The sequence below is a fragment of the Flavobacterium geliluteum genome (assembly GCF_017948595.1).
Lineage (GTDB): Bacteria > Bacteroidota > Bacteroidia > Flavobacteriales > Flavobacteriaceae > Flavobacterium > Flavobacterium flavipigmentatum.
In genome coordinates this window covers 1-11,548 of sequence record NZ_JAGFBV010000001.1, presented here as the reverse complement: position 1 = coordinate 11,548, position 11,548 = coordinate 1, and the positions used below count along the sequence as shown (strand labels likewise).

Below are 11,548 nucleotides of genomic sequence, written 5' to 3'. Positions count from 1 at the left end.
TATTTTTACCATAAAAAACCCTAAGTCTACAAATGAAAAAAATATCTCTACTTTTAATTTGTTTTACAATTCTTTTTAAAGTAAAGGCTCAAGATAATCGACCTATTACGACAGGAGTTCCGTTTTTATTAGTCGCAGCAGACGCCAGAGCAGCCGGTTTAGGCGATCAGGGTGTGGCTACATCTGCAGACGTATTCTCGCAACAATGGAACCCAGCAAAATATGCTTTTTCGGTAGATAAGCAAGGATTTTCTGTGAGTTATACTCCCTATTTAACAGATTTAGCCAATGATATTTCGTTAGGTCAGGTAACCTATTACAACAAAGTAAATGACCGAAGTGCTTTTGCAGCAAGTTTGCGTTATTTTGGTTTTGGAGATATTGAGTTACGAACAACTGGAGACCCAAATGAAGCTGCAAGAACAGTATCTCCAAATGAATTTGCTCTTGATGGTTCGTACTCTTTAAAACTAAGCGAAAAGTTCTCTATGGCCGTCGGAGCGAGATACATCCGCTCAAACTTAAAAATTCCTTCAGAAGACACTGATGCCTCTGCAGCAGGTTCTTTTGCCGTGGATATTGCAGGATTTTATCAATCTGAAGAAATTGCTTACACAAGCTTTAATGGAAGATGGAGAGCTGGTTTTAATATGCAAAATTTAGGTCCAAAAATTAGCTATGACAATGACGATTTTAGCTCTAATTTTTTGCCTGCTAATTTAAGACTGGGAGCTGGTTTTGACTTTATTCTGGATGAATACAACACTGTTGGAGTTAGTGTAGAATTTGCAAAACTTCTTGTACCAACGCCTCCGGGAACTGGAACTCCTGTAGATACTAATAATGATGGAGATTTTACTGACCCTGAAGACATTACACAGCAGGAAGCCGACACCAACAACTACAATGATTACAAAAACATTGGCTGGGTTTCGGGAATCTTTAAATCATTTGGAGACGCTCCAAATGGTACTAGCGAAGAATTAAAAGAAATCACCTACAGTGTGGGAGCAGAATATACGTATCAAGATGCATTTTCTATGCGTGCGGGATATTTTCATGAAAGCCCTGAAAAAGGAGCGAGAAAATTTTTCTCTCTCGGAGCTGGCTTCAAATATAATGTTGTAAAAGTTGATGTTTCTTATTTATTTTCTGCATCTAAAATCAGAAATCCTTTAGAAAACACCCTTCGCTTCTCTTTAACCTTTAACTTTGGAGACAAATACGAAGTTTATTAAAAATACAAAACAGTAAAACATATCTATCCAAATTCCTAATTTATGGGAATTTGGATTTTTTTTCCCTTAAAAACAATGAAAGAAATAAGCATTACATCATCTTTTTTAGTGTTTGACACCTTAGATGAATTATCAAATGACATTCAGGATTTAATGACTGAAGCAATTGCAATCCGAAAAAAAGCATACGCCCCCTACTCTCAATTTAGAGTTGGTGCTGCCCTACTTTTAGATAACGGAAAAATAGTTGTAGGATCTAATCAGGAGAATGCCGCTTATCCATCTGGTTTGTGCGCAGAAAGAGTCGCTATTTTTTATGCAGGAGCTGCTTACCCAGAAGCTAAAATATTAAAAATGGCAATTACAGCGGCATCCGATACCAACCAAACCACAGCTCCAATTCCGCCATGTGGCTCTTGCCGACAATCGATAGCAGAATACGAAATCAAGCAGGACAACCCTATCGAAATCTATTTTATGGGCGAAATTGGTCAGGTTTACAAATCGGCATCCCTAAAAAATCTACTCCCTTTTATGTTTGATAAAAAGTTCTTGTAAAAAAAAGCCAAAAAGTACCTTTTAAATTTTAGTTCTTAAACGGAATGTCTTATTTTTGCATCCCGACCTTTCGGGCGCAAATTTGTGGGAGGAAACTATTTTGCGTTATAGGCAACAATTGATAACACAAACAACTTTAGCAAAAGAAAGAATTCAGATGAAAGAAGTTACAAAAGAAGTATATTTAAAGTGGTACGAAGACATGCTGCTTTGGAGAAAGTTTGAAGACAAACTTGCAGCATTATACATTCAACAAAAAGTTAGAGGTTTTCTCCATTTATATAATGGTCAAGAGGCCGTTTTAGCGGGTGCTTTGCACGCTATGGATTTGACCAAAGACAAAATGATTACTGCATACAGAAATCACGTGCAGCCAATTGGTATGGGAGTTGATCCCAGACGTGTAATGGCTGAACTTTTGGGAAAAGCTACGGGAACTTCTAAAGGTATGGGAGGCTCAATGCACATTTTCTCTAAAGAACACCGTTTTTACGGAGGTCACGGAATCGTAGGTGGACAAATTCCGGTTGGAGCTGGTTTGGCTTTTGCTGATAAATATTTTGAAACTGGCGGTGTAACCATGACCTATTTTGGTGATGGAGCTGCAAGACAAGGCTCTTTACACGAAGCTTTTAACATGGCAATGTTATGGAAACTACCTGTAGTTTTTATCGTTGAAAACAACGGTTACGCAATGGGAACATCTGTAGAAAGAACTGCCAACCATACAGACATCTGGAAACTTGGTTTAGGATATGAAATGCCTTGCGGACCAGTTGACGGAATGAATCCTGTAAAAGTAGCCGAAGCCATGACAGAAGCTATTGATAGAGCGCGTCGCGGTGATGGACCAACTTTTCTTGAAATGAAAACATACCGTTACAGAGGACACTCAATGTCTGATGCACAATTGTACCGTTCTAAGGAAGAGGTAGAAGAATACAAAAAAATTGACCCAATTACACAAGTTTTGGATGTGATTATGGATCAAAAATATGCTACAGAAGAAGAAATTGAAGTAATTGACCAAAGAGTTAAAGATCTGGTTGAAGAATGCGTGAAATTTGCCGAAGAATCTCCATATCCAGAATTACAACAACTATATGACGTAGTATACGCACAAGAAGACTATCCATTCACACCTCATAAACTATAAAATATTATGGCGATAAAAGTAACAATGCCTCGTTTGAGCGATACTATGACGGAAGGAACGGTAGCGACTTGGTTAAAAAAAGTAGGCGACAAAATCAGCGAAGGTGACATCCTTGCTGAAATTGAAACAGATAAAGCAACAATGGAATTTGAGTCTTTCAACGAAGGAACTCTTTTACATATCGGAATACAGGCTGGAGAAACTGCGCCTGTTGATTCATTATTAGCCATCATTGGTAGCGAAGGAGAAGATATTTCAGCATTATTAGCTGGTGGCGATGCTCCTGCTGCCGAAGCTCCAAAAGCAGAAACTAAAGAAGCTCCTGCTGCTGAAGCTAAAACAGAAACTGCTGCTCCTGCAAAAGCAGCAACTGAATTACCTAAAGGTGTGATAGTGGTAACTATGCCTCGTTTGAGTGATACAATGACGGAAGGTACAGTAGCAACCTGGTTGAAAAAAGAAGGTGATGCTGTTGCAGAAGGCGATATTTTAGCTGAAATTGAAACAGACAAAGCGACTATGGAGTTTGAGTCTTTCAATGCCGGAACATTATTATATATCGGAATTAAAGAAGGAAACACTGCTCCTGTTGATAGTTTATTAGCTATTATCGGGCCTGCAGGAACTGATATTTCTGGAATTGCCGACAATTATACTGCCGGAGGAACTGCAAATGCAAGTGCTCCAGCAACCGAAGAAAAAACTGCTCCTGCTGCTGAAAAAGCAACCGAAGCAACTGCTGACTCTTCATCAAATGGAGGAAGAATTTTAGCTTCGCCTTTGGCTAAAAAAATTGCTTCTGATAAAGGAATTCAATTAACTCAAGTGAAAGGATCCGGAGAAAATGGACGTATCGTAAAAAGCGATATCGAAAACTTTACTCCATCTGCACAAACTCAACCTGCTGCAGCTACAACTTCTTCAAAAACTGAAACTGCCGCTCCTGCTGCACCAAAAGTTTTTGTTCCTGCCGGAGAAGTGTTTACAGAAGAGATCAAAAATTCGCAAATGCGTAAAATTATCGCAAAACGTTTGGCAGAATCATTGTTTACTGCGCCTCACTACAACTTAGTGATCGAAGTAAGCATGGATGAAGCAATGCAGGCAAGAGCGACAATCAATACTGTTCCTGAAACAAAAGTTTCTTTTAACGATATGGTCATTAAAGCTTGTGCTTTAGCATTGAAAAAACATCCAAAAATTAACTCTCAGTGGAAAGAAGATGCTATCATCATCAACCACCACGTTAATATTGGTGTTGCTGTAGCCGTTGAAGACGGATTAGTAGTTCCTGTATTGAAATTTACAGATGCTATGAGTTTATCCCAAATTGGTGCATCAGTAAGAGATTTAGCAGGAAGAGCTAAAAACAAAAAATTAGGACCTCAAGAAATGGAAGGAAGTACTTTTACAGTATCTAACCTTGGAATGTTTGGTATTACTGAATTCAATTCAATTATCAACCAACCAAATTCTGCTATTCTTTCTGTAGGTGCGATTGTTGAAAAACCGGTAGTTAAAAACGGTCAGATTGTAGTTGGAAACACAATGATGTTATCATTAGCGTGTGACCATAGAACAATTGACGGAGCAACCGGAGCTCAATTTTTACAAACATTAAAACAATTCATCGAAAGCCCAGTTACAATGCTGGCGTAATCCCTGATATTTTATAATTAAATCCCGTTTTGTTTATTCAAAACGGGATTTTTTGTTTAATTTTCATTCTCAAATTCAATCTTCATAAAATGAAAAAAATAGTTCTACTCACTTTATTTTTGGCCGCTTTATCCTGCCAGAAAAAAGACAACACACAAAAAACAGCAAAAGTTAATGATGAACACACCTTCTCTAAACCGGAACTTGCCGTTGTAAAACATTTAGATCTTGATATCAAAGTTGATTTTGATACACAAACGATTTCAGGAAAAGCTTCTTGGGAAATTGACAATATCAGTAGAGGAACTGAAATCATTTTTGACGAAAACACCTTAAACATTACCAAAGTCACCTTAGGAGACGAAGAAAAAGAAACGAAATTTGAACTTGGAACTGAAGTTGAATTTCATGGAAAACCTCTTAAAATTACAATTGAACCCAATACAACCAAAGTCAATATTTATTATACAACGACAAAAGATGCTGTTGCATTGCAATGGTTAACTCCAGAACAAACTGCAGACAAAAAGAAACCCTTCCTTTTTTCTCAAGGCGAAAGCATTTGGTCCAGAACCTGGATTCCATGTCAGGATTCACCGGGAGTTCGTTTTACGTATACTGCAAAAGTTACAGTTCCTAACGATTTATTGGCTGTAATGAGCGCTGAGAATCCTCAGAAGAAAAATGACAGCGGAATTTATACTTTCAAACAAGACAAAGCAATTCCGTCTTATTTGATGGCGATTGCCGTTGGCGATTTAGAATTTCAATCTATAGACAATAGAACCGGTGTTTATGCAGAACCCTCTATGTTAAAAAAATCAGCTTGGGAATTTGCTGAACTGGGAAAAATGGTTGTAGCTGCCGAAAAACTTTACGGTCCGTACCGTTGGGGACGTTACGATGTACTGGTTTTACCGCCGAGTTTTCCTTATGGCGGAATGGAAAACCCAAACTTAACCTTCTTAACACCCGGAGTTATTGCAGGTGATCGCTCGCTGACAAGCTTATTGGCTCACGAATTGGGACACAGCTGGAGCGGAAACTTAGTGACCAATGCAACCTGGGATGATATTTGGCTAAACGAAGGTTTTACAACTTACGTTGAACATAGAATTGGCGAGGCAATTTTTGGTAAAAAAGAAGCTGAAATGCAAGACGTTCTCACTCGTGCGGACCTAGATGCTAATGTAGCAGAATATAGCCCTACAAACCCCGACACACGCTTAAAAGTTAGCCTTACCAACAGAAACCCTGATGATGGAATAAGCGAAATTCCTTATGTAAAAGGATACAACTTTTTAAAAGTAATTGAACAAACAGTGGGACGTGAAAAATTTGATATTTTTATTAAAAACTATTTTGATGCCCACGCTTTTCAATCGATCACAACAGAAGATTTTGTGAAATATTTAAACGAAAACCTCATAAAAGGAAACAAAGCAATTGCTGATAAAATAAAACTGGAAGATTGGATTTACAAGCCTGGAATTCCATCTAACATTACGGCAGTTCATTCTGATGATTTTGCTGCAATAGATATCATTCAGCAAAACTGGAGAAAAACAGGCATGAAAGGATTAAGTCAAAAAATAACCTCTACGACCGGAAAACAACATTTTATAGATCATCTTCCAGAAGACATAACAACAAAAGAAATGGCTGCTATTGATGCTGAATTTAATTTTACCAAAGGCGGAAATTTTGTGATCAAACGCCAATGGTTTGTACCTGCCATCCGTCATCATTATACTGTAGCCTATCCTGCAATCGAGCAATTTATGATTGCAACGAGCAGAACCGGCTCCTTAATGACGCTTTATAAAGAAATGGTAAAAACTCCTGAAGGGAAAGTTCGGGCAAAACAAATTTTTGAAAAAGCCAAATCAGGCTACCATCAAACAACGATTCAAAGTGTTGAAGGTCTGTTGAAATAAATTTCAAAAAAAAAATTAAAATCCCCGATTAGCTTGAGTTAATTGGGGATTTTAATTTTTCCAAACAGACACCTAATTTTTATTCTTGGCTTCAATCCATTTAGACATGTATTTAGTACTTTTTAAGGTATGATGATGCAACAAACTTCCCATGAAATTTTGAAGGCGATGGTTTTCACAATCATGTAATAAAGCATTAATTGCCGCAATTAACTGATCCGAAAATTGACTTTTTTGAAAACATTCGTTCACGATCGCAATTCCGTTTTTTTGAGACTGTCGCCACAGATTTTCATTTTGGTACAATTCAATTGCATAGTTTGCAAATTCCTCAACTTTATCCGAAATAAAACCATTCCAAAACAAATTCCCATGCATGGCCTCCGCTCCGATTGATGTAGTAACACTTGGAGTGCCACACTGCATGGCTTCTAATAATTTTCCTTTTAAACCTGCTCCAAAACGAATTGGTGCCAAAACTACCTTAGTTTTTTTCACTACTTCGCATGCGTTTGCGGCTCTTCCCATAATAAAAAAACCTTCTTTTGGCTGATGCAACTGCAGAACTTTTTGTGACGGATATGCTCCATAAACCTCTAAAATAGCTTCCGGAAATTGTTTCCTAATCAAGGACCAGATTGATTCTTTTAGATATTGAACGGTGTTCCAATTGGGTTCATGAAGAAAATTGCCTATGAAAACAAAATGCTTTCTTTCTTCAAAAGAAGGTAATTTTCCCAAATCAATTTCAAACATTTCATCTACCAGAAAAGGTAAATAATATAACAAACTTCGATTGATTTTAAAAACATCTTCTAAAATCTTCATCTCAAATTCAGAAATAATAAAAGACAGATCACACCTTAAAATACTGGCAATTTCTCGCTTTGCTACTTCCTCAGCCAATAAATCATTTAATTGAAAGGGTCTGTTTTCTTTGAAAGCTTTTTGCCTTCCTGTTCGCAAACAATGCAAATCTTCGGTGTCTAATAATCGAATGGCTTTGGGACAATTTTCAGCAACACGCCAGCCAAATTGCTCTTCGATCATAAAACGATCAAATAAAACGACATCAGGATTTAACTCTCTGATAAAAGCATCAAAACTGGCGTTATTCAGTTCGATAGCTTTTTTTGTCACTGCAAATTCAGCTAAATCAACCATAAATTCGCTATCTAAAGCCGGACTTGCAAATGTTATTTCAAATTGATTTGCAGCAAAAATAGCAATCAGTTGCATCATCCTGCTTCCCGCTGCGGAAGAATTTGGCTCAGGCCAGACAAAACCAATAATTAATAGTTTTTTTATTTGATTCATTTTAATTGTTTCAAGGTACAAAATAATGCTTTTTTAGGCGGATTTACACACTATTTAGTAATTTTCGGTTGTAAAAATGACTAATTTTGCAGCATACCATTTTTCAATACCATTATGTTAGGATTAAAATTAGCGACCGACCCACGTTGGGTGAATATAGTAGAATCGAATATCGAAGAAATCTTAACCGACCACGCTTGGTGCGAGCAAAAAGCAGCATCGAACGCCATTAGCTTGGTTACCTATAATTCTGAGTTAGAAGAACTCGTAACCGAAATGCTTGTTATCGCCCGTGAAGAGCTGGAACATTTACAAATGGTACATGATCTTATCAAAAAAAGAGGATTGACATTGGGGCGCGAACGAAAAGATCATTATGTGAATGAACTTTTTAAATTTATGAAAAAAGATGGTAGCCGAAAAGATGCACTTTGCGATCGTCTGTTGTTCTCTGCCATGATTGAAGCGAGAAGTTGTGAGCGTTTTAAAGTTCTTTCTGAAAATATAAAAGACGTAGAATTGGCTAAATTTTATCGTGATTTAATGATTTCTGAAGCGGGTCATTACACTACTTTTTTAGGATTTGCCCGAAAATATACTGACAACATAGACATTGATAAACGCTGGAAAGAATGGATCGAATTTGAAGGATCTATCATTACCAACTACGGAAAAAACGAAACTGTTCATGGCTAATTACCATAAAACAGTAACAATTTCTAATTTTTTTTTACTCCTAAAATTTTATCATGTTTATTAAAACTAAGTCGATTTTATTAAAAACTGCAAAATATCTCGGAATCACTTTTGCTGTATTTTTAGGATTACTTTTTTTAACTCCAATTATTTTTGAAGATCAAATAAAGAATCAAATAAAAAAGACGGCTAATGAAAAACTGAGTGCCGAACTCAATTATAAAGATGTTTCAGTCTCTTTTTTTCATCATTTTCCATCTTTAACACTTACCTTAACCGGCTTGCACCTTAATGGCTCTGCACCCTACAAAAACGAAAAATTCATTACAGCAAAGGAAGTTTCTTTTGGAATTGACGTTGCAAGTTTGGTTTTTAGCAAAACGGTAAAAATTGATCAGATTTATTTATCTAATGCTTTTATTAATGTAAAAGTAAATGCTAATGGAGAGGCAAATTATAATATTTATAAATCCTCAACACCTTCAAAAAAATCAAAAGACAGTACCGAAACTGCTTTGAAACTAGAACGTATCGAAATTTTAAACAGCAAAGTCAGATACGATGACCAGTCCACAAAAGTACTTCTTGATATTGCAGGATTTGATTATTTAGGAAAAGGCGATCTGAATAAGGAAATTTTTGATCTGAACTCGAAAGCGAAAATTGAAAAGTTAAATATTGTATATGAAAATGAGCCGTATTTGATAAATAAAAAAATCAATGCCGATCTGATTACCAAGGTAAATATAAATTCGCTTTCCTTCTTTTTCCAGCAAAACAACTTAAAAATCAATGATCTTTTGGTCGATTTCATTGGGAAATTTGATATCTTAAAAGAAGGCTACAATATGGATTTTGTACTAAAATCAAGCAACAGCGACCTTCATGATGTATTTACAGCGTTTCCGCCAAAATATATTACATGGCTTTCTAAAGCAGATTTAAAAGGGAACACCAATTTGCAATTAACACTCAAAGGAAAATACATTACTTCGCAAAAACTGGCTCCTGATTTAAATTTAGACTTAAAAATAGAAAACGGATTTGTAAACTATAACAAAAGTGCTTTTCCAGTTTCTAACTTCAATATGGAATTTAAAACCAAACTTCCGGCTTTAAATCCGGAACTTGCGATTATAGATGCCAGAAATTTATCTTTAAACATTCATCAAGATTATTTAAAATCAAATTTTTACATCAAAGGCATCAATTCTCCTGAGATTAAAGGTAATTTTAAAGCTAAAATTGACCTTCAAAAACTAAATAAAGCTCTAGGAATCCCTGATTTAGAATTAAAAGGAAGTTTGGCAGGAGACATAAAGGTAGATGGAAAATTTGATCAAAAAAAGCATCTCTTTCCAGTTACGAAAGGCTTTGTAAATTTGAATAACGGTTATTTGAAAACCAAATATTACCCAAATCCGATAACGAATATCACTGTAAACTCAAGAATCGACAACCAAAAAGGAACTTTTCAGGATTTAAAAGTAAGTCTAAAGCCAACTCATTTTATTTTTGAAGGAAAACCTGTTTTTGTCACCGCAGATTTGAGCAATTTTGATGATTTAAATTATGATATAAAAGCCAAAGGCGAATTGGACATCAATAAAATATATAAAGTTTTTTCGCAAAAAGGTCTCGATTTGGATGGTTTTGTAAAAGCTGATTTGGTTTTGAAAGGAAAACAAAGCGATGCCGAAAAAGGCAATTACAGCAAACTGTACAATAAAGGAACGCTTGAATTGAGAAATATTGGAATCACTTCTGAGAATCTTCCGAAAAAATTCATCATTAAGGAAGGCATTTTCAAAATCAATCAGGACAAAATGTCTTTTAATAGTTTCCTTGCCGAATACGGTCAATCCGACTTTAAAATGAACGGATATTTACAAAATGTATTCAATTATGCTACTTCTGCGAAAGGAGTTTTACGCGGCGCTTTTACGATTACCGCAAAATATATTAATGTGGATGAATTTATGTCGAATATATCGTCTAATACTTCTGAGACACAAACAACAACAGAAAGTACGGCTGCTAATGCTGAAAAGGGACAAACAGGAGTGATTGTAATTCCGTCTAATCTCAATTTGCAATTCAGAGCCAATGCACAAAAAGTAAATTTTGACCAGTTAGCTTTAAATAATGCAACGGGAAGCCTAAAAATAAACCAAGGAAAACTCAGCATGCAAAATACAGGTTTCAATCTAATTGGATGCAATGTTACCATGAACGCCAATTATCAAGCGGCAACGGCTCAAAAAGCAACGTTTGACTACACTATAAAAGCTTCTGATTTTAATGTCAAAAGAGCGTATAATGAGATTGCAGTTTTTAGAAAAATGGTCAGCGCAGCCGAAAAAGCACAAGGAATTGTCTCTCTGGATTATCAATTAAAAGGAAGATTAAACAGTAATATGGAACCCGTTTATCCCTCACTTGTTGGAGGCGGAATACTTTCTGTAAAAGATGTAAAAGTAAGGGGACTAAAAATGTTTAATGCCGTAAGCAAAGAAACCAGCTCTGAAGCCCTAAAAAATCCTGATATTTCAAAAGTAGAAATCAAAACTACTGTCAAAAACAATATCATGACGCTGGAGCGCTTCAAATTTAAATTTGCGGGCTTTAGACCCAGAATTGAAGGCACAACAAGTTTAGACGGAAAACTCAACCTAAAAATGCGCCTGGGACTGCCGCCTCTCGGTATTTTAGGAATTCCGCTTACCATTACAGGAACACAGAATAATCCGAAAATAAAAGTGGGAAGAAAAACCGAAGATCTGGAAGAAACTATAGATAATGAGTAAGAAATTCCAAATTCTAATTTATTTGCAAGAAATACAAAACCTGTTCATAATCGGAGGGCACTGAAAAAGTCTTTTCAAAATTCTTTTTCAAGAATAATTATTAATTAAAAGGAGTAGAAGCTAAAAGTTTTCTGCTCCTTTTTTTGTATCTTTTACGTGTAATCATAAGACTTTTTAGAT

8 protein-coding genes are annotated in these 11,548 nt (G+C 36.0%); 7 read left to right on the top strand and 1 reads right to left on the bottom strand.

What is annotated here, in order from left to right; translation table 11 throughout:
• Window positions 1–32 precede the first annotated feature (32 nt).
• The 5 genes from porV (at window position 33) to J3495_RS00020 (ending at window position 6,548) form a co-directional block, all read left to right on the top strand.
• Entirely contained in the window at window positions 33–1,238 is a 1,206-nt protein-coding gene (gene porV, locus J3495_RS00040; protein ID WP_210664518.1) for a type IX secretion system outer membrane channel protein PorV, read from the top strand.
• Between the two features lie 75 nt (window positions 1,239–1,313).
• Complete coding sequence (gene cdd / locus J3495_RS00035) at window positions 1,314–1,796, top strand: cytidine deaminase (RefSeq protein ID WP_210664517.1); 483 nt, start codon at window positions 1,314–1,316, stop codon at window positions 1,794–1,796.
• Between the two features lie 157 nt (window positions 1,797–1,953).
• Window positions 1,954–2,952: a pyruvate dehydrogenase (acetyl-transferring) E1 component subunit alpha gene (pdhA, locus tag J3495_RS00030; RefSeq protein WP_056190513.1), complete on the top strand. Its 999-nt coding sequence runs from the start codon at window positions 1,954–1,956 to the stop codon at window positions 2,950–2,952.
• Window positions 2,953–2,958: 6 nt separating this feature from the next.
• Window positions 2,959–4,611 (top strand): pyruvate dehydrogenase complex dihydrolipoamide acetyltransferase, encoded by a 1,653-nt coding sequence (locus tag J3495_RS00025; RefSeq protein ID WP_210664516.1) that lies wholly within the window; start codon window positions 2,959–2,961, stop codon window positions 4,609–4,611.
• Window positions 4,612–4,700: 89 nt separating this feature from the next.
• Window positions 4,701–6,548 (top strand): hydrolase/aminopeptidase, encoded by a 1,848-nt coding sequence (locus tag J3495_RS00020; protein ID WP_210664515.1) that lies wholly within the window; start codon window positions 4,701–4,703, stop codon window positions 6,546–6,548.
• A gap of 72 nt (window positions 6,549–6,620) precedes the next feature.
• On the opposite strand, the gene J3495_RS00015 is transcribed toward J3495_RS00020, so the two are convergent.
• Window positions 6,621–7,865 carry a glycosyltransferase gene (locus J3495_RS00015; RefSeq protein WP_210664514.1) on the bottom strand — a complete coding sequence of 415 codons (1,245 nt, stop codon included), beginning with the start codon at window positions 7,863–7,865 and terminating at the stop codon, window positions 6,621–6,623.
• A 114-nt stretch (window positions 7,866–7,979) separates the two neighbouring features.
• Here J3495_RS00015 and miaE point away from each other — a divergent pair, with 114 nt between their 5' ends.
• Both miaE and J3495_RS00005 read left to right on the top strand, forming a co-directional pair.
• Window positions 7,980–8,561, top strand: coding sequence for a tRNA-(ms[2]io[6]A)-hydroxylase (miaE, locus tag J3495_RS00010; protein ID WP_210664513.1), 582 nt, complete (start codon window positions 7,980–7,982; stop codon window positions 8,559–8,561).
• A gap of 53 nt (window positions 8,562–8,614) precedes the next feature.
• A complete protein-coding gene (locus tag J3495_RS00005; RefSeq protein WP_236025362.1) occupies window positions 8,615–11,368 on the top strand; it encodes an AsmA family protein in 2,754 nt (917 codons plus the stop codon).
• Window positions 11,369–11,548: the final 180 nt, after the last annotated feature.

What these genes read in the sequence shown, in the direction of transcription:
- miaE (WP_210664513.1), top strand. Translation starts at nt 7,980, where the DNA reads ATGTTAGGATTAAAATTAGCGACCGACCCACGTTGGGTGAATATAGTA.
- porV (WP_210664518.1), top strand. Translation starts at nt 33, where the DNA reads ATGAAAAAAATATCTCTACTTTTAATTTGTTTTACAATTCTTTTTAAA.
- J3495_RS00025 (WP_210664516.1), top strand. Translation starts at nt 2,959, where the DNA reads ATGGCGATAAAAGTAACAATGCCTCGTTTGAGCGATACTATGACGGAA.
- J3495_RS00020 (WP_210664515.1), top strand. Translation starts at nt 4,701, where the DNA reads ATGAAAAAAATAGTTCTACTCACTTTATTTTTGGCCGCTTTATCCTGC.
- cdd (WP_210664517.1), top strand. Translation starts at nt 1,314, where the DNA reads ATGAAAGAAATAAGCATTACATCATCTTTTTTAGTGTTTGACACCTTA.
- J3495_RS00015 (WP_210664514.1), bottom strand. Translation starts at nt 7,865, where the DNA reads ATGAATCAAATAAAAAAACTATTAATTATTGGTTTTGTCTGGCCTGAG.
- J3495_RS00005 (WP_236025362.1), top strand. Translation starts at nt 8,615, where the DNA reads ATGTTTATTAAAACTAAGTCGATTTTATTAAAAACTGCAAAATATCTC.
- pdhA (WP_056190513.1), top strand. Translation starts at nt 1,954, where the DNA reads ATGAAAGAAGTTACAAAAGAAGTATATTTAAAGTGGTACGAAGACATG.